Origin of the sequence: Rhizobium sp. YS-1r, from assembly GCF_000757525.1 — a bacterium.
Classification (GTDB): Bacteria; Pseudomonadota; Alphaproteobacteria; order Rhizobiales; family Rhizobiaceae; genus Neorhizobium; species Neorhizobium petrolearium.
On record NZ_JPYQ01000056.1, the window covers coordinates 394217 to 413014 of the forward strand.

19 protein-coding genes are annotated in these 18798 nt (G+C 61.1%); 6 read left to right on the forward strand and 13 right to left on the reverse strand.

Features of this window, described 5'->3' with window-relative positions; all coding sequences use genetic code 11:
- Positions 1 to 5 precede the first annotated feature (5 nt).
- On the forward strand, positions 6 to 923 hold the full coding sequence (locus JL39_RS27505) for a 4-(cytidine 5'-diphospho)-2-C-methyl-D-erythritol kinase (protein ID WP_081953015.1): 918 nt from the start codon (positions 6 to 8) through the stop codon (positions 921 to 923).
- Positions 920 to 1471, forward strand: a complete 552-nt coding sequence (gene moaB, locus JL39_RS27510; protein ID WP_037158304.1) for a molybdenum cofactor biosynthesis protein B — start codon at positions 920 to 922, stop codon at positions 1469 to 1471. The genes JL39_RS27505 and moaB overlap by 4 nt, the downstream gene beginning before the upstream one ends.
- A gap of 1 nt (position 1472) precedes the next feature.
- Here the strand turns inward: moaB and JL39_RS27515 are convergent, their stop codons facing one another.
- Complete coding sequence (locus JL39_RS27515) at positions 1473 to 1991, reverse strand: glycosyltransferase (RefSeq protein ID WP_037159870.1); 519 nt, start codon at positions 1989 to 1991, stop codon at positions 1473 to 1475.
- 130 nt (positions 1992 to 2121) lie between these two features.
- Between JL39_RS27515 and JL39_RS27520 the strand changes: the two genes are divergently transcribed.
- Together JL39_RS27520 and JL39_RS27525 are read left to right on the forward strand one after the other, a co-directional pair.
- Entirely contained in the window at positions 2122 to 3279 is a 1158-nt protein-coding gene (locus JL39_RS27520; RefSeq protein WP_037158306.1) for a PA0069 family radical SAM protein, read from the forward strand.
- A gap of 169 nt (positions 3280 to 3448) precedes the next feature.
- Entirely contained in the window at positions 3449 to 4117 is a 669-nt protein-coding gene (locus tag JL39_RS27525; protein ID WP_037158309.1) for a ribonuclease HII, read from the forward strand.
- A gap of 36 nt (positions 4118 to 4153) precedes the next feature.
- Here JL39_RS27525 and JL39_RS27530 read toward each other — a convergent pair whose 3' ends face one another.
- From JL39_RS27530 to JL39_RS27580, 11 genes are all read right to left on the reverse strand, one after another.
- Positions 4154 to 4792, reverse strand: a complete 639-nt coding sequence (locus tag JL39_RS27530) for a glutathione S-transferase family protein (RefSeq protein WP_037158311.1) — start codon at positions 4790 to 4792, stop codon at positions 4154 to 4156.
- 112 nt (positions 4793 to 4904) lie between these two features.
- Positions 4905 to 5390: a F0F1 ATP synthase subunit B gene (locus JL39_RS27535; RefSeq protein ID WP_037158313.1), complete on the reverse strand. Its 486-nt coding sequence runs from the start codon at positions 5388 to 5390 to the stop codon at positions 4905 to 4907.
- Between the two features lie 4 nt (positions 5391 to 5394).
- The gene (locus tag JL39_RS27540; protein WP_037158315.1) at positions 5395 to 6045 is read right to left on the reverse strand and encodes a F0F1 ATP synthase subunit B; all 651 of its coding nucleotides are present in this window, start codon (positions 6043 to 6045) and stop codon (positions 5395 to 5397) included.
- A 79-nt stretch (positions 6046 to 6124) separates the two neighbouring features.
- Positions 6125 to 6352, reverse strand: coding sequence for a F0F1 ATP synthase subunit C (locus JL39_RS27545; RefSeq protein ID WP_037158317.1), 228 nt, complete (start codon positions 6350 to 6352; stop codon positions 6125 to 6127).
- A 66-nt stretch (positions 6353 to 6418) separates the two neighbouring features.
- Positions 6419 to 7171 (reverse strand): F0F1 ATP synthase subunit A, encoded by a 753-nt coding sequence (locus JL39_RS27550; protein ID WP_037158319.1) that lies wholly within the window; start codon positions 7169 to 7171, stop codon positions 6419 to 6421.
- Positions 7172 to 7235: 64 nt separating this feature from the next.
- Complete coding sequence (locus JL39_RS27555; protein ID WP_037158321.1) at positions 7236 to 7586, reverse strand: AtpZ/AtpI family protein; 351 nt, start codon at positions 7584 to 7586, stop codon at positions 7236 to 7238.
- 267 nt (positions 7587 to 7853) lie between these two features.
- Positions 7854 to 9008, reverse strand: coding sequence for a cell wall hydrolase (locus JL39_RS27560; protein WP_037159872.1), 1155 nt, complete (start codon positions 9006 to 9008; stop codon positions 7854 to 7856).
- A 156-nt stretch (positions 9009 to 9164) separates the two neighbouring features.
- Positions 9165 to 11066: a potassium transporter Kup gene (locus JL39_RS27565; RefSeq protein ID WP_037158323.1), complete on the reverse strand. Its 1902-nt coding sequence runs from the start codon at positions 11064 to 11066 to the stop codon at positions 9165 to 9167.
- Positions 11067 to 11079: 13 nt separating this feature from the next.
- On the reverse strand, positions 11080 to 12051 hold the full coding sequence (locus JL39_RS27570; protein WP_037159874.1) for a magnesium transporter CorA family protein: 972 nt from the start codon (positions 12049 to 12051) through the stop codon (positions 11080 to 11082).
- Between the two features lie 304 nt (positions 12052 to 12355).
- The gene (gene apbC / locus JL39_RS27575; protein WP_037158328.1) at positions 12356 to 13507 is read right to left on the reverse strand and encodes an iron-sulfur cluster carrier protein ApbC; all 1152 of its coding nucleotides are present in this window, start codon (positions 13505 to 13507) and stop codon (positions 12356 to 12358) included.
- A 369-nt stretch (positions 13508 to 13876) separates the two neighbouring features.
- Positions 13877 to 14611 (reverse strand): LuxR family transcriptional regulator, encoded by a 735-nt coding sequence (locus tag JL39_RS27580; RefSeq protein WP_037158331.1) that lies wholly within the window; start codon positions 14609 to 14611, stop codon positions 13877 to 13879.
- A 387-nt stretch (positions 14612 to 14998) separates the two neighbouring features.
- Here JL39_RS27580 and JL39_RS27585 point away from each other — a divergent pair, with 387 nt between their 5' ends.
- Positions 14999 to 15880, forward strand: a complete 882-nt coding sequence (locus JL39_RS27585) for an SMP-30/gluconolactonase/LRE family protein (RefSeq protein ID WP_037158334.1) — start codon at positions 14999 to 15001, stop codon at positions 15878 to 15880.
- A gap of 190 nt (positions 15881 to 16070) precedes the next feature.
- On the forward strand, positions 16071 to 16667 hold the full coding sequence (locus JL39_RS27590; protein WP_037158337.1) for a PRC-barrel domain-containing protein: 597 nt from the start codon (positions 16071 to 16073) through the stop codon (positions 16665 to 16667).
- Positions 16668 to 16738: 71 nt separating this feature from the next.
- On the opposite strand, the gene JL39_RS27595 is transcribed toward JL39_RS27590, so the two are convergent.
- Entirely contained in the window at positions 16739 to 18784 is a 2046-nt protein-coding gene (locus JL39_RS27595) for an NADH:flavin oxidoreductase (RefSeq protein ID WP_037158340.1), read from the reverse strand.
- Positions 18785 to 18798: the final 14 nt, after the last annotated feature.

Consider the following 18798-nt stretch of genomic DNA (forward strand, 5'->3'; position numbering starts at 1 on the left):
GCTTCATGCCGATCGACAACATGTTTCCCGAAAACGGGCCTGCCGGCGAGGCGGGCCTTTTTGAACTGGCTCCTGCCAAGATCAACCTCGCCCTGCACGTGACCGGACAGCGGGCCGACGGCTATCATCTGCTGGAAAGCATCGTGACTTTCGCCGACAGGGGCGACGTGCTGAGCTTTGCCGCGGCGGAAGCCGACGACTTCATCGTCTCGGGCCGGTTCGCCCATTTCGTGCCGGCCGATGCGGCGGAAGGGGACGGGAACCTGGTGCTGCAAGCGCGCGACCTCTTGCGCCGGACGCTTGCAGATCGGGGCATTGCAACGACACCCGTCGCCATCCATCTCGAAAAGAACCTGCCCGTCGCGGCCGGGATCGGCGGCGGCTCGGCAGACGCAGCCGCAACGCTGCGCGGGCTCCTCCGCTTTTGGGATGCAAGCCTGCCGGAGCCGGAACTTATCGCACTGTGTCTGTTCCTCGGCGCCGACGTGCCCATGTGCCTCAAGGGCGAGGCGCTGATGGCCAGGGGCATCGGTGAAGAACTCGCCACGCTGCCCACCCTGCCCTCGCTGCCACTTGTGCTCGGCAATCCGCTCATTGGCGTTTCGACGCCGGATATCTTCCGGCGTCTGCTTCGCAAGGACAACCCGTCTATCGGCGCACGTGACGACGACTGGGTACCTTTCCTCAAAACGTTACGCAACGACCTCGAACCGCCGGCCCGTTCACTCGTGCGCGAGATCGATCAGATCTCCAACATGATCGGCGCCGAAGGGGCCATGCTGACGCGCATGTCCGGTTCGGGCGCGACCTGTTTCGGGATATTTCCTTCCCTCGAAACAGCCCAAAAAGCAGTGGACAGCCTTAACGAGCAGAAGCCGGACTGGTATTTTCAGGCCGTGCAGACCATCGGTACAGAGCCATGAACCGGATAGACGAAACACGCCATTTCATTCCCGTCGGCATTGCAGTGCTGACCGTTTCCGATACGCGCACGCCGGAGAACGACAAGTCGGGCGACACGCTCGTTGCCAGGATCGCCGAGGCAGGCCACCAGCTCAAGGCCCGCTCCATCGTGTCCGACGACAAGGAACGGATCGCTCAACAGGTTCGGGAATGGACCCTCGATCCGGAGATCGACGTGGTGATCACCACCGGCGGCACAGGCTTCACCGGCCGCGACGTGACGCCGGAAGCGCTCGAACCTCTCTTTGAAAAACGGATGGACGGTTTTTCCGAAGTCTTCCACCGAATCTCCTACGACAAGATCGGCACCTCGACGATCCAGTCGCGGGCGACGGGCGGCGTCGCGAATGCAACCTTCATTTTCGTGCTGCCGGGCTCGCCGGGCGCCTGCAAGGATGCCTGGGACGGCATATTGAAGGCACAGCTCGACTATCGCCACATGCCCTGCAATTTCATCGAAATCATGCCGCGGCTCGACGAGCATTTGAAGCGGGGCGCCGGAAAATAAGTCAGCGGGCTGACGCCGCCACCCAGGCAGGGATCATCTCGCTGACGAGCTTCGAGGCCTTCTGCCCCCTGGCGAGCGCTTCCAGGTCCATGCCGGACTTGGCGAGCGCGATCGCCTGTCGTTTCGGCAAAAGCAGGCCGTATTCCAGAGGCGGCACCGCACGCCCGATGCGCTTGAAGAACGGTCGCCGATAGGTTCGCGACGGCGCGAATCGGGCCGGCCGCTTGTTGAGCGCGATATATTCCATCACCTCGTCGATCCAACCGGCCTGCAGCCGCGCGCCCGGCTCCACCAGAAGCAGCCACTCCCCCCGCGCGCCGCGCAGGATGTCCTTGATCTCCCAATGGGTGTGGAAACGGCAGCCGGCCGCATCGGCGACGTGGGAGGTTCCATCCCGCGAGCCGTGATCGAGCACCACCACATCGCTTACAAGCCCTTCCACCGCGGCGGAAACAAGAATGGAGAGCGTCTGCGCCAGCTCTGATTCCTGGTCGCGGCATTCCATGATGACAGTCAGCATTCCTGACATTTACCGCATTGCAACAGGGAATGCCAGAAACGGTTTTCAAAATTTGTTCTTGCAATGTTCTCGTTTTGAGGCTAGGAATTTAATCATCACGAACGGGGAATTTCCCCTTCAGGAGCGTCCGATGAACGAGCTGTCCCATTTGCGGCAGGCTGCCTTTGCGCCTGCCCATACGGCGGATATTGCCGATGCGCTGGTGAAGTCCTCCGGCCTCAGGGTAGAGGTCGACCGTCGGCGCGGACGCGGCGCGGGCTTGAATCCGAGCGGCCGCTTCGAGGAGGAGCGCCGTGAGATTTTCGACGACGGCTGGCAGACGATCGAGGAGCTGGAACCGTTCAAGACCGAGGTGCAGGTGGAAAAGCCGCGTACGGCAATCACCCGCAACGATTCACCCGATCTCTCCTTCGACCGTTCGATCAATCCCTATCGCGGCTGTGAACACGGCTGCATCTATTGTTTCGCACGCCCGACCCACAGCTATATGGGGCTTTCGCCGGGACTCGATTTCGAATCGAAGCTTTTCGCCAAGCCCGACGTGCCGAAGCTGCTCGAAAGGGAACTGAGCAAGCCCGACTACAAGGTGCGGGCGATCGCGATCGGGACGAATACCGATCCCTATCAGCCGATCGAGCGGGAATGGCGCATCATGCGGCAGATTCTCGAAGTGCTGAACAAGGCCAACCATCCCGTCGCTATCGTGACGAAATCGGCGCTGATCACCCGCGATATCGACATCCTTTCCGAAATGGCTTCGAAAGGGCTTGCGAAGGTCGGCATTTCCGTCACGACGCTCGACCGCAAGCTGGCCCGCACCATGGAGCCGCGCGCCTCGACCCCTCCCAAGCGTCTTACCGCTATCAAGGCGCTGACCGGTGCCGGCATTCCGACGGCGGTCATGGTGGCGCCCGTGATCCCGGCGCTTAACGATCACGAGATCGAGCGCATTCTGGAAGCCGGCCATGCGGCAGGAGCAGCCGAGGCACGCTATGTTCTGCTCCGCCTGCCGCTGGAGGTGAGCCCGCTCTTCCGCGACTGGCTTCTGCAGAACTATCCGAACCGCTACCGGCACGTGATGTCGCTGATCCGCTCGATGCGCGGCGGCAAGGACTATGATGCCGAGTGGGGCAAGCGGATGAAGGGTGCCGGCCCCTATGCATGGCAGATCGGCCGCCGCTTCGAGATGGCGGTGAAGCGGCTCGGCATGGTGCGCCGCGGCCTGCCTTTGCGCGACGACATTTTTATCCGGCCGGATGGCGGAGGCATACAGCTTTCACTGCTTTGAGCACGACAGGCATGAAGCCTGCGATTTTTTGATTTTCTCTTTCCGGCACCTTCCCCGCATCCATTGCGTGCCGGAATCTCCCCGGTTCCACCGCCGCCCCGGTGGATAGCGACGCCGCATCGCTTGTCCGGGGTTGCAGGAGATCGGGTCGGCGTGCGAGGTTGCCGCCATGTTGCCTCGCACGTCACCCGATTCTCCGATGCTTTTCGAAGAAGTGCCGCTCGTTCCGGATTTCAGCTTGGAACTTCTGGCACGCAAGGCCGGCCATTGGCCGGTCGCCGGCACCGACGAGGCCGGGCGCGGGCCGCTAGCCGGCCCCGTCGTTGCGGCTGCCGTAATCCTCGATCCGAACAATATCCCGGATGGTCTCAACGATTCCAAGCAGCTCACCGCCGCCCAGCGGGAAGTGCTGTTCGAGGCGATCATGGCCACATCGGAGGTCTCGATCGCCGCTTCCGGCCCCCGCCATATCGACGAGCGCAATATTCTGCGCGCCAGCCTCGATGCCATGCGTCGGGCCATAGCCGGTCTTGCCATAACCCCGGCCTATGTACTCGCCGATGGCCGCGACGTGCCCGCCGGCCTTTGCTGTCCCGGCAAGGCGGTCATCCAGGGCGATGCACGTTCCGTTTCGATCGCTGCCGCCTCGATCATCGCCAAGGTCACACGGGACCGGATGATGGCTCGCGCCCACCATGTGTTCCCGGCCTACGGCTTTGCCAATCACGCGGGCTATGCCACGCCGCAGCATCGTGCCGGCATTGAGATGCATGGCCCCTGCCGCCTGCACCGGATGAGTTTCCGGCCGCTTCGGAAGGACGATCTGCCGGAGGGTTGACCGCCAAGGCCAGCTTTCGCCCGCCTGCGCCGAGCATCAACTTGTCGGGTCCGTCGCTCGCATGCTCGGGCGATCCGCCATCCGTTCCCACCACGCGACGACCTCTGGATTCTCGGCCATCATGTCCGAAGCGACCGGTGCCTTGACGAAATAGTCGATCATCGGCGCGACATGGAGATCGGCGAGGCTGAGGGCGCTTCCGCATAGCCATGGGCCATTCGCCATCAGATCACTAATCGCCCGCAGGCAGGTCGGCGCCCGATCGAGTGCTGGCTGCAGCTTGGCAATATCCGTCTGCCTGCCGCTCAGAGGCTTCGAGACCTGCTCGACATAGATGCCCCAGACGAGGGTCGGGTAGAGATAACCATCCGCGATGCTGATGATCTGGTTCATCCGCGCCCGGGCGCGGGGGTCAGCGGGCTGCAGAACGGGTCCTTCAAAACCTTCGTCCACATATCTGGTGATGGCGCCGGTCTCATAGAGTGCGAAGCCGCCGTGCTCGAAGGCAGGAATACGCCCGAAAGGCTGCCTTTCCAGATAGGTGGCGGGCGGGCCGCCTGTCGCGAAGACGTCGACCGGCGCCAGTTCATAGTCAACGCCCTTCTCGAAGAGCGTCAGCCGCGCCGCGCGCACATAGACACTATAATCGGTACCGAACAGTGTTGGCTTCTGCATTGGCCGTCTCCGAACCTTGCCTCACTTCGCTGCAGCGAACGCGATGGCGGCAAAAGAAAAGCCCCCGGAGCTCAGCGCTTCGGAGGCTTCAGATGTTCGATGAAAATCGGAATCAGTTCAATCGCGACTGCACCTTGCCGACGGCGTCCTGGAAGAGTGCATCCCGGGTGGCGGCGTCCGCCTTCTTCGCAATGACGCTTTCGGCAGCGGCGATCGCAAGATCGACAGCGGCAGAGCGCACGGCGCCAATCGCTTCCGCCTCGGCCTGCTTGATCTTCTGCTCGGAAAGCGCATTGCGGCGAGTGACGAATTCCTCCGTCTTCTGCTTGGCTTCCGCCGTCAGAGCTGCAGCTTCACGCTCGGCAGCGGCGACGATCTGCGCGGCATCCGCTTCGGCTTCCTTGCGCTTGCGCTGGTATTCGGCAAGCAATAGCTGAGCCTCGTCACGCAGACGCTTTGCCTCGTCGAGTTCCTTGCGGATGTTTTCGGCCCGCTCGTCGAGCGACTTCGCCATCATGCCCGGCACTTTGAGATAGACGATCAGAGCCAGGAAGAGGACGAGACCGACGAACGCAAAAAATGTTGCATCGAATGCCATCGGATCAGGCCTCCGTCTTCACGGCTGCAACCGCAGCCTTGATGTCATCGCCAGTTGCCTTGGCGCCGATCAGCTGATCGACGATGGCAGATGCGGTTTCTTCGGCGATCTGGCCGACTTGGGCAAAAGCCTGCGCCTTGATCTCTCCAATGCGGGTTTCGGCCACCGCAAGCTTCTGAGCTAGTTCGGCCTCGATCGCAGCACGGTCGGCGGCAGCCTTCGTCTTGGCGGCTTCGCGGGCGGTTTCGGCAATCGAATGCCCCTTGGAACGGGCGGCGGCCAGTTCCTTTTCATAGGTCTCGACGGCAGCATCCGCTTCCGCCTTCAGGCGGGCGGCCTCGTCGAGGTCCTGGGCGATCCGGTCATGGCGGTGTTCGAGAATGCCGCCAACGCGCGGAACGATGACCTTCTTCATCAGGAGATAGAAGAGGCCGAAGGTGATGACGAGCCAGAGGATCTGCGACGGGAAATAGGTCGCGTCGAAGGGCGGGAAGGTTCCGCCACCGTGCTCGCCTTCATGGGCGACGCCGGTTTCGGTATGCACTTCGCCAGCGGGCGCGGCATGCGTATCGCCCGCAGGGGCGGTGCCCGGTGCTGCAGGCGTTTCAGGAGCGGCCGGCGCGGTCTGCGCATGTGCCGAGGTCACGAACATCATCACCTCCAGGTGTATTCCAAATGCGAAGGATCACGGCGCGCTTTTCCAAGCGGCCGCGATCCCGATCCCTGGCCAGGTATCAGACTGCGTAGAGCAGCAGGAGAGCGATGAGCAGCGAGAAGATGCCCAGAGCTTCCGTAACGGCGAAGCCGAATACCAGACGGCCGAACTGGCTGTCAGCGGCGGACGGGTTGCGCAGGGCGCCCGAGAGGTAGTTGCCGAAGATGTTGCCGAGGCCGAGAGCCGTGCCGGCCATGCCAAAGCAAGCCAGACCTGCACCGATGAACTTTGCTGCTTCCGCTTCCATGAGAAACTCCTTGAAATGGTTGTTGCGGCTGATGACTGACGCCTCAGGACGCCAATGTCGTTATCCTTAGTGCCCGCCGGGATGGATCGCGTCGTTGAGGTACATGCAGGTCAGCACCGCAAAGACGTAAGCCTGGAGGAAGGCGACGAGGAATTCGAGACCGGTCAGGGCGACCGTCATGATGAGGGGAAGGACTGCACCGCCGATGCCGAGTGCGCCGAGGGTTCCAAGCGAGGCGACGAAGCCTGCGAACACTTTCAGCGTGATGTGGCCGGCAAGCATGTTCGCGAAAAGACGAACGGAGAGCGAAACCGGGCGGGAGAGGAACGAGATGATTTCGATCGAGACGACCAGCGGCAGCAGCGCGCCCGGCACACCGCTCGGCACGAAGAGCTGCAGGAAGTGCAGGCCGTGCTTGTAGAAGCCGTAGACGAGGACCGTGCCGATGACCAGAAGCGCAAGCGCGAAGGTGACGATGATCTGGCTGGTAACGGTGAAGAAATAAGGAAACATGCCGAGCAGGTTCGCGGTCAGCACGAACATGAACAGCGAGAAGACCAGCGGGAAGAACTTCATGCCGTGGCTGCCCGCGCCTTCGCGCAGCATTCCGGCGATGAACTCATAGGACATTTCCGCGACCGACTGCGCCCGTCCCGGGATGAGGCCGCGCTGAGACGTCGCAAAATAAAGAAAGCCTGCAGCGCAAGCTATGGTCGCGACCATGAAAAGAGATGCATTTGTGAAGGAGAAGTCGATGCCGCCGATCTCGATCGGAACGATCTTGCTGATCTGAAACTGATGGATCGGATCGTTTGCCACCGTCTACCTCTTTCCTTCGCCGCCGAAGCGACTTTGCTCATTATCGAAGCCGCCGAAGGCCGCTTCATTTCCCATCCTTGTCGTTCCGCTTCTGCATGGACGGTGGCGGAGCCACCATGCCGACGGAGCGGAGCACATTCAAAACACCGGCACAGAAACCGAGGAGAAGCAAAACGATCAGCCCCCACGGCGACGTACCGGCAAAACGGTCGAGCATATAGCCCAGGATGGCGCCAACCGCGACGGCGGAGATGAACTCGGAGGAAAGCTTGAAGCCAAGAGCCATGCCCTTGCGGCTTTCTTCCGATTGCGCGTCCCTCTTCGCCTCTGCCACGTCTTCGGCCTTCCTGTTCGCAAGCTCTGCGGACAGGCGCCTCCGGCGCTCTTCCAGACCATCGTCCCGATCATCCGTCATTCGCGTCCTCCCCTCCTCCGGCTTCCAGACCCAACAGCCTGCATGCCGGCCGGCCATCTATAATGCAGCCAGCGAGGGATTTCGCGCCTTCCGGCCCGTTTTCAAGTCGCGCGCAACATAGTTTTGAGCGCCCATATAGTCAAGGCGTCCAAGGCTGTTAGACTGAGGTAAATTAGCCGAGAAGTTTCATATAGTTACAGGCAATGCAACCTGAGCCGGGTAAAACTGTCGCGGGAATCGCTGCCCATTGTGACGCCGGGGGAAGCCTCAGCTCCAGCCGCCGCCATAGGTGCGATAGAAGACATGCAGGCCGATGCGGCCGACCTTCTTCATCGTGCGCGCCCAAGCCGGCCGTACATAGACGGCATGGTAGTGGGTGGCGGACCCCACTTCCGGCAGCCAGATCTTGCCCGCCGTCACCGCCATTGCCACTTCGCGGGCCATCTTCCAATGATATTGCGAGCGGATGCGGTCCTTGATCCGGTCGCAGGCGAAGGAAAACTGGCAGCGATTGCGCCAATCCTCGTTCTGGTAGACGACGTCGCAAATCGTGCCCGGATAGGCAGGATTGCGGACGCGGTTCAGAATCACCTGAGCAACCGCCGCCTGGCCGCGGGCGGATTCGCTGCGCGCTTCGAAATAGATGCCGGAGGCGAGGCATTGCTGTTCACGGGCGGAGAATGCGGAAGGCGGCAGCGGCGTCGCAGCCCAGGCGTGATCCTTCGGCCCGATCGGCGGAATGAACCGGCCCACATTCGGCTTTTCCTTCAGAATCGCATCGAAGGGCGACTGCTTGGCGAAATCGGGCTCCGGCGGCGCATAGGCGGTCGCGAGCACGTCGGCATGGCTGTTGTTGATGAGGCTTGCGACCATCGGCAGGAGGCCGTCGTCCGGCTTCGGTTCTTCCTTCTTGCGGAAATAGAAGGAGGCGAGTTCGATCTGCTTCTGCGCCTTACCGGGCTTGGCAAAGGCCGTCAGCTCCTTGCGTGTTTCGATCGGCAGCGTAAGCGCGCTGGAGCGTTGCAGCACGGAACCCGCAGAAAAGGCCTTGGGCGGCTGCATCGGCTCGACGGCGACGACGCGTCCCTTCTTTGAGGCGCGGTTGACGCGCTCTTCATCCGGGCGCGGATCAGTGGATTTCTTCTCATCGACCAGGGCGATCTTGCGGCCATCCGGAAGAGTGATTCCCGCATTGCCGGAAACGGCGTCTTTCAGGCCCGGGAATGCCAGCGAGGCCTGATGGATCGAGCCTGCCGGGGAATTGGTGAGCACCATGCGCCACTGATCCGCGTTATTGAAACCGGTCAGAAGATCGGCGAGGTCTCCCTGGGCGGGAGAGGATGGAAAAAGCAGCCAGCAGGCGAGGCCGAAGACAGCCGGAGAAGTCCAGGCATCCGGACGGGACGAGGACTTGCGACTCAAAATACGCTTCGAACGCAAAACCGAAAACTCCACAACGGCAACGACGACCCGATGAAGATCGATCATTAACCTTGATGCGCGGTTAACGCGGATGGCCGAAGCGTCCTGAAATCCGGCTTATTTAGCAGATTCACATAAATGTCAGGGTGATGTGTATCAGATGATGACATGCGAGCCGAGCTCCACCACCCGGTTGGCCGGCAGGTGGAAATAGTCGGAAGGATCGGTCGCGGTGTTGGCCATGGCGATGAACAGCCGGTCCTGCCACATCGGCATGCCGGATTCGGCATCCGGCACGAGCTTGCGGCGGCCGAGATAAAAGGAGGTCGACATGATGTCGAACTTGAAGCCAGTTTTCCTCAAATAAGCGAGCGCCTGCGAGACATTGTGCGACTGCATGAAGCCGAAACGCAGTTCGATCAGCGTGAAACGCTCGGAAATCTTCTCGATCTTGAACCGCTCTTCCACGGAGACGCGCGGCTTGTTGACCGTCACGATTGTCAGGATGACGTTCTTCTCGTGCAGAACGTGGTTGTGCTTGATATTGTGCAGCAACGCCGCAGGAGCCGTTTCCGGATCGCTGGTCAGGAAGATCGCCACGCCCGGCACCGAGACCGGTGCATGATCGCTCTTCTTCTCCACCATGGGGACGAAGGTCGCAAGCGGCACGTCTATGCGGCGGGTCTTTTCGAAAAGAATCGCCGCACCGCGCTTCCAGGTCCACATGATGATGGTGAAGATGATTGCCATCGTGATCGGCACCCAGCCTCCGTCGTGGATCTTCAGGAGATTGGCGCCGAGGAAGACCAGTTCCAGCGCAAGCAGCGGCGCCAGCGTGGCGATGGCCAGTGTCTGTGGCCATTTCCATTTCGCCCGCACGAATTCGAAGGCCATCAGCGTGGTGACGACCATGGCGCCGGTCACGGAGATACCATAGGCGGTGGCGAGCGCCTCGGAACTCTCGAAGCCGAGCACCAGCGCAGTCACGCCGACCAGAAGCAGCGTGTTGACCGACGGCAGGAATATCTGGCCGATATTGGTCTCGGAAGTGATGAGTATCTGCATGCGCGGCAGATAACCGAGGTGGATCGCCTGACGCACCAATGAGAACGCGCCGGTAATCACCGCCTGGCTGGCAATGATGGTTGCGGCCGTCGCCAGGATCACCATCGGCAGCAGCGCCCATTGCGGGAACATCAAATAGAAGGGATCGGACATCGCTTCCGGGTGCTTCAGCACGAAGGCGCCCTGCCCCAGGTAATTGAGCGTCAGGGCCGGAAACACCAGCACGAACCAGGCCCACTGGATCGGCCGGCGTCCGAAATGACCGAGGTCGGCATAGAGCGCTTCCGCCCCGGTGACCGTCAGAAAGACCGCGCCGAGCACAACGATGCCGACAAAGCCCTCGTGCAGCATGAACTCCATAGCGTACCACGGATTGAAGGCTGCCAGGATACTGTAGTCATCGGAAATATGAACGACGCCGAAGCCCCCGATGGCGATGAACCAGAGAGCGGTGATCGGCCCAAAGAAGGCCGAAACAAGCCCCGTTCCCTTCGACTGGATGGCAAAAAGCGCGATCAGGATGCCGACCGAAATCGGCAGCACGGCATTCTGCAAGGTCGGCGTCACGAGCTTCAGCCCCTCGACAGCCGACATGACCGAAAGCGCCGGGGTGATCATCGCATCGCCCAGGAAGAGCGCCGCGCCGATAAGGCCAAGCAGCATCAGGAATGCCTTATGGCCATTGGCCGTCTTGGTGAGCATGGCGAGCAAAGAAAGCGTACCACCTTCGCCATCGTTATCGGCACGCAGCAGGAAGAGCACGTATTTGAACGTCACGATGATCGTCAGCGCCCAGATCATCAGCGAGATAAGGCCGATGATTTCGGTCTGCGTAACGCCGTCATGGGCGACCGGCTTCAGGGCCTCGCGGAACGCGTAGAGCGGGCTCGTGCCGATATCGCCGTAGACGACACCGACGGAGCCAAGCGCAAGCGCGAAAAGGCTCTGCCCCTTCGTTTCTTCGGTGACATGAATTTCAGCGGGTTGACCCATGGCGTGTCTGGCTTCAGAGCCAGCCTTTCCAGCGGAAGACGAAAAAGGGAATAATGGCGGACAGGATCATCGCGACGATTGCGAGCGGATATCCAAAGTGCCAGTCGAGTTCCGGCATGAGATGAAAATTCATGCCGTAGATGGAGGCGACGAGCGTCGGCGGCAGGAAGACGACCGATGCGATCGAGAAGATCTTGATGATGGCGTTCTGTTCGACATTGATGAGACCGAGCGAAGCATCCAGCAGGAAGGCGATATTGCCGGCGATGAAGGCGGCGTGTTCCGACAACGTGTTGACGTCGTGCGCAACCGTGCGACAAAGGCTGGCATCGCTCTTGTCGCCCTTGATCAACGGGACGTTCATCAGGAAGGTCAGGAGCCTGGAAAGCGAGCCCAGACTGTCACGCACCTTGCTGATCAAACGATGATGATCGGCGATGTCCGCAAGCTTGGCTTCCAGGAACCGCGGCGCACGGCGTCTGCCGTGATCACGGAAGATATCGGACGACAGCTTGTCGACACGATCGACCGTGTTTTCGAGAATCTCGGCCGTGCGATCGGCTATCGTCTCCAGCAGTCTCCCGAGCAGCGTCACGCCGTTGCGCATCTCGTCTGGCGCGCGGCCGAGAGCGGCGATGAAGAGCTGAAAACTCTTCGGTTCCGCGTAGCGGACAGTGATCAGCCGGTTGCCCGAGAGGATGAAGGCCACGTCGGTGAGCTGGGGATCCTTGCCATCCGCACGCCAGACCAGAGAAGCGGTCATGAAGACTGCGTCCTTCTCGATGTAGAGGCGGCTCGACGGCTCGATGTCCCTGAGGTCAACTCGGGTCGGGACCTGAATGCCGACAAGCCCCTCCACATAGGCATCTTCCTGCGGTGTGGGGTTTACGAGATCGATCCACGTGACATCGTCTGGAAGCTGCGGCAGCGCCTCTGCCGGCAGAAGCGTCCTCGTCGAGCCATTGGCGCTATAGGCATTGATCAATCTTTGTCTCCGGCCGAAATCCGTCGGCCTTGAACGAGAAGCGGGCTTGCCGGCTCCTTCCAGGGCCATTCGGCCTCCAGCGGGACGCGCCTATAAAGATAGCCATAGTCAAAATCAAGAGGCGTATAAACGTCGCTGTCAGCGCGGCAACATGACTCCGGCCCGCAGGATGTTCAAGAGGGCATGCGGTTGCGAGACGAATCTCGATCGGCATCAAGGTCTTGGCCGAGAACGCCGACCCTATCCACTTCCGACCAAAGTCGAACGGTTCGTTTGCCGCGATGGCATTTCGCTTATACGGATTTTATTCGAAAACGATGGCCGGTGTCTGTCGTGGGGCGCGACCTCCGAGCTCGGCCCAGACCTTTGCGGCGATCTGCCGGTAGATCTCCGCCGTCGCCCCTTGCGGATCGGAAACGACCACCGGAGTTCCGGCATCGGACCGCTCGCGGATGTCGATCGTCAGCGGCACCTCGCCCAGGAAGGGCACCCCGATCCGCTCTGCCTCGCCGCGTGCGCCGCCGTGGCCGAAGATATCGTAGCGTTTGCCGGTATCCGGGGCGAGGAAATAGCTCATGTTCTCGATGATGCCGAGCAGCGGCACCTCCACCTTGCGGAACATGGCGATCCCCTTGCGGGCGTCGATGAGCGCCAGATCCTGCGGCGTCGAGACGATGACGGCGCCGGCAAGCGGCACCTGCTGCGCCATGGTGAGCTGCGCATCGCCCGTGCCGGGCGGCATGTCGACGACCAGCACGTCGAGCTCGCCCCAGGCCACTTCGCGCAACATCTGCATCAGCGCCGACTGGACCATCGGGCCGCGCCAGATCATTGCCGTCTCCTCATCCACGAGGAAACCCATGGACATGGCCTTCAGGCCATAATTCTCCATCGGCTTTATGATGCGATTCTCGATCTGTTGCGGGCGGCCGGAAATCTTCAGAAGCCGCGGTACGGAAGGGCCGTAGATGTCGGCATCCAGAATGCCGACGCGCAAGCCATTCGCCTGAAGCCCGAGAGCGAGATTGACGGCCGTCGTCGATTTGCCGACGCCGCCCTTGCCCGAGGCCACCGCGATAATCGCGCCCACTCCCGGTACGCCAGCCTTCTCGCGCTGTGGCGGATGAGAATGTCCCGAAGCATGACCAGGGGATTGACCGGCAGAGGACGGAGGCTGCGGGCGCGGCGGCGGTGACGAGCCCGCCTTGCGGTCCGCCGTCAGCGTCACCAGCGCACCCTTGACGCCCGGCATCGCCTTGACGCTGCGCTCGGCAGCGATGCGCAACGGCTCCAGTTCCTGCGCACGCTCGGACGGCACGGTGATGGAAAAATAGACCTTGTTGTCGGAAATAAAGACATCCGACACCATGCCGCGCGAGACGATGTCGCCTTCCAGATCCGGACCGCGCACCTTCGAAAGCACCGCCAGCACGTCTTCCTTCGTCACGTCGGACATTTTTCAAACTCCCGATTTCTCAAGCATCCTCCCGAAACGAAAGGTTGCTTTCGGCGTATATAGGTGTTCCGCATTGCCGGGAGCAAGAAAGATTAAGCCGCCGTCCGATCGGCAGCCGTATGGCGCACTGATCGAACGACGGCTTTTCTTGGCACGCCTCTTGGGGCGCTTCACAGTCCCCTCTGGACCTGTACCATACAGAAGCACGAAACATGCCAGACGGGAAGATGCTTCCTTTTATTGAGTTTTTTCAACTACTTCTGATGGGAAATACTGCTGCAGCGCAGCAACCTGCCAGATCCGGACGCTTTTTTCGTCGATCTAGCCTTGGGCAGTGATGAATTTGTGTGCAGTGCAGCACGGATTTTTTTACTTTATCAAGCCGATACGGAGTGCCTTGGCCACTGCTTGGGTGCGGTTGACCGTGTCGAGCTTTTTTGCCGCACGGTTCAGGTAGTGATTCACTGTATGCTCCGAGAGACCGAGGATCTCGGCGATTTCCGCGCTGGTCTTACCGGCAGCCGTCCAATTCAGGCAGTCGATCTCGCGGTCCGTCAGCATGTCCGTGACGCGCACGTCGAGATTACGGATTTCAGACAGCCGCTCAAAGACATGGATGGAGATATACATCAGTTCCATCATCTGCTGACGGGTGAAGGGCGGGCCGTCGCCGGCGAAGGAAACCGCGCCGCGGCCGCCGGACATGTCATGCACCGGGAAATAAGCGCCACGGACGATGCCGAAACGCCCAAAAATGCTGCGCACCAGCGGGCCGCGCCGCTCGGGACCGACCGTTTCCAGATCGAAGGTTATCGGCAGGGTCGAAGCGTGGAGCCTGCGAAGGATGGGACTCGTCCGCATCAGTCCTTCGCGATCGAAGTGGGCCATCAACTCGGCCGGCCAGTTCGTGATCACGGTGTTGCTGGACAACTCGAGAGAGGTGGCCGGGGGAAGGTTGAGAACCATGAAGGTTCGGCAGCCGTAATGTTCCATCACTCGCTTCATGAACCGGAACACGTCGAACTGAGTCCTGAGACCCGCGATCTCTTCGACATTTCCGTCAAAGGCCGGAGTTTTTCCAGCTTTCTCGGTATTGATGGACATCACTTGCTTCTTTGCTCGCCCGCCGCAATCGAGCGACCCATGGCATTTCCCATACATCCGCCTCGAACCGGCCATTCGTTATTTATTCGCAATACCTGCCGCGACGGAAATGCACTGAGGATCTTCTGGATCTCACTGAAGGCATTCCCGCCTGACGCACCCTTGGTCAAGGCTGCCATCTTGAGTTTAAATAAGTGCCAAATTTGTTGCTAATTATCAGTTCCGGCTTGTGATCGTGCCGTTTGCCCATTTTAAAAAATCTTCGCATGCTTCCAATCCTTTGTCAGGAGATAATTGTTGGGGATCAAATCAGCTATGCCGAACATTTGCGAACTCGCGTTTGAATGATACAGATTCGCCCGCCCTGACTGCAATTGGAGATTTTCCGTGACGACCACTTACAATTTTGAGGGTGCTGTCCTTTCCTCGTCCCTTTGCGAACTTGGAGAAGGCCCCACCTTCGAATCGGAGACCGCAACGCTCTGGTGGTTCGACATCCTTGGAAAGGCATTGCACGAACTGCATATGGCGACCGGTCGCGAAATCGTCCACACATTGCCGGTCATGGGCAGCGCGCTCGCCTCCATCGATTCTACCCGGCAATTGCTGGCGAGCGACAAAGGCCTCTTTGTCCGCGACCGGGCAAGCGGGAGGCTTTCTCCCTATCGTGAACTGGAGCCGGAAAAGCCTGGCAACCGCTCCAACGACGGTCGCGTACATCCCTCGGGCAGCCTCTGGATCGGCACGATGGGCAGGAAAGCTGAAGACGGTGCCGGCGCCATCTATCATGTGGCACACGGCGTGGTAACGAAGCTCTTCGATCGGATCAGCATCCCGAACTCGATCTGCTTTTCGCCGGACGGGACGATTGGCTATTACGCCGATACGCGGGTCAATCGGCTAATGCGCGTTCCGCTCGATCCCGAGACGGGCCTGCCGGCTGGCGACGCCACCGTGCTTGTCGATGAGAATGGCAAGCCGGGCGGCATTGACGGCTCCATCTGTGCAAGCGACGGGACGATCTGGAACGCACGTTGGGGTCAGGGGGCCGTCGATCACTATGCGGCGGACGGCACGCATCTGTCACGCCATCTCTTACCGGCGCGCAGGACCACCTGCCCGGCTTTCATTGGCGACGGGAGGCTTGCCGTAACCTCTGCCTGGGAGGGGCTGGATGATGCGGCCCGGGCCGGCGAACCCTTGGCCGGAGCACTTTTTGAGATCGCTGCGCCGATCCACTGCAATCCTGAACCCGCCTATCGCCCGTAAAATTCAAAGACGCGCCAAACTGCGAGAACGCTGAAAAGTTCCACCAAAATCGCCTAAAATTTCAGCAATTTGATCCGGAACCAATAGCCTTTCATGACATTTCCCTCTTGAACTGACGCGGCCAAGGAACCCCTCCTCGGGGAAACCGCGTGTTCAAAAAGGAACCCTAGCAGAGGAAGGTAGGATCGTTATGAAGAAGACCCTTAGCACGATGGCGGCCGCAATTCTCCTGGCATCTACAGCCATTGCGCCGGCATTCGCCCAGACCCAGCCGACTCCTCCGGCATCTCCGGCTCCGGCTACACCTGCCGCTCCATCCGATCCGGCTGCCAAGCCGGCTGACAGCGCGGCAACTCCTGCACCGAATACCGGCTCCGACATGGCTGCCTCTTCCGGCGGATATTTGACGGAGCAGAGTGAAACCCAGGTCAGCGCCAATGATTACATCGGCAAGCCGATCTATAATGCCGAAGACAAGAGCATCGGCGACGTCAACGACCTGATCATGGAAGAAAACGGCGGTATCGTTGCAGCCGTGGTCGGCGTCGGTGGTTTCCTCGGCATCGGCGAAAAGGATGTCGCCGTTCCGATGGACAAGATCACCATGACCCGGGATGCCGAGGACAACAATGAAGTGCGCCTGACAACGACCGAGACGGTCGAAGCCCTGAAGGCGGCCCCGGAGTTCAAGACGTTGGCGGACAAGCAGGCCGAAATGGACCAGACGACCACTTCGTCGACCGGTACGCAGATGCCTGCAGGTGGCGGCGCCGCTCCGAAGCAATAAAAGTCCGGAACGGGCGACACGTCGCCAATTCAGAAAAAGGGGCGGCACGCGGCAGTGCCGCCCCCTCTGTTTTACAAGAGCGAGCAGAAACGCAAGGCGTCGTATATCGCCGCATGAATGTTGCGGCTGGCAACGGCATCCCCGATACGGATGAGATCAAAGCGGCTATCTGGCTGCTTCATCGGCAAGGGCGGCTTGCGGGCGATCAGCGCACGGTAGTCCACCGCACCCAGGTTTTTCGACATCGGCTTCAGCGCCAGGTAGAGTTCGGCATTGGCGGCCGTTCCGTGTTCCACCACGACCTGCGCTACCCGCCGCTCCTGCTCTGTTTCGGTCGAAAAATCCGACCCCAGGACGGCCACCAGCGCATTGCCGTCGCGCCGAACCGATTTCAGCCGCGTATTGATGGTGACACGCACCTTCTTCTCCGCGAAGGCTCTGGCATAAGGCACATGGTTCATGCCGCCCATTTCCGGAGCGAAGAAGCGCTCGGGGGACACGACCTCCAGTTCCGCGCCCGTTTCCGCGATCACTTCCGCCGCACTCATGCCCGGATGACCGCCGTTATCGTCGAACAGCAGGACCGGACCAGTCGGTTTCACCGCCCCCGCCAGGATATCCCAGCTCGACGTCAGAAGTTCATCACCGCTTTCCACCTCGGGCATCTGCGCCACACCGCCAGTCGCAACCACGACCAAATCCGGCTCAAGAGCCAGCACATCTTCCGGTTCGGCGTAGACATCGTAATGAATCGCAGCACCGAGCCGTTCCAGTTCGGCAAGCCGCCAGTCGATGATGCCGATCATTTCCCTGCGGCGCGGATTGCGGACGAGAAGGTTGACCTGCCCCCCGGCTTCGCCCGCCGCCTCCAAGATCGTCACGCGATGGCCGCGCTCGGCAAGAACTCGAGCCGCCTCAAGCCCCGCAGGCCCGGCGCCGACAACCACAGCCCTACGAATAACGTCCGCTTTGAAAATGACATGTGGCATGTCCCCTTCGCGGCCCGTCGCAGCATTGTGGATGCAAAGCGCCTCGCCCCCCTCATAGATGCGATCAAGACAGTAGGTGGCGCCGACGCAGGGGCGGATGCGTGCTTCCTCGCCTCGCAGCACCTTTTCCGCGATATGCGGATCGGCGATATGGGCCCGGGTCATGCCGACCATGTCGAGTTTGCCGGTCGCAACCGCATGGCGGGCGGTCGCCACATCCGCGATGCGGGCCGCATGAAAGACCGGAAATCTCGTCGCCTCCCGCACCTCTCCGGCGAAATCCAGGTGCGGCGCGGACCGCATGCCCTGGATCGGGATCACTTCGTTCAAAGGGGCATCGTGATCGATATGGCCGCGGATGATATTCAGGAAGTCGATCTTGCCGGAACCCGCCAGGTAACGGGCAATCCCGATGCCCTCCTCCCGCGACAGTCCCTTGTTCCAGTCCTCGTCGGCAACCATGCGGATGCCGACGATGAAATCCGTGCCGACGGCCTTGCGCACTGCGTCGATCACCATCGTGGTGAAACGCAGGCGGTTCTCCAGCGAACCGCCGAATTCGTCCTCGCGGCGGTTGGTGGCCGGCGACCAGAACTGGTCCATCAGATGGCCGTAGGCCTCGAATTCGATGCCGTCGAGCCCGGCCGCCTGCATACGCTGCGCCGCGTCGGCATAATCGGCGACGATGCGCTCGACATCCCAGTCCTCCGCCTCCTTGGGAAAGGCGCGGTGCGCCGGCTCGCGGACCGGCGACGGCGCCAGCACCGGCAGCCAGTCGCCCTTGTTCCAGCCGGTGCGGCGGCCGAGATGGGTGAGCTGGATCATCACCGCCGCACCATGCTCATGACAGTCGTCGGCCAGGCGTTTCAGCCACGGCACGATCTCGTCGCGATAGGCATGCAGATTGCCGAAGGCGGGCGGACTGTCGGCGGAGACCACGGCCGACCCGGCCGTCATGGTGAGCGCAATGCCGCCCTTGGCCTTTTCCACATGGTAGAGCCGGTAGCGGTCCTTCGGCAGGCCGCCCTCGGAATAGGCCGGCTCATGCGCGGTCGACATGATGCGGTTCTTCAGCGTCAGGTGCTTGAGCTGAAACGGCTGCAGAAGGGGATCGTTGGAGGTCGACATCGGCTTCCCGGGCG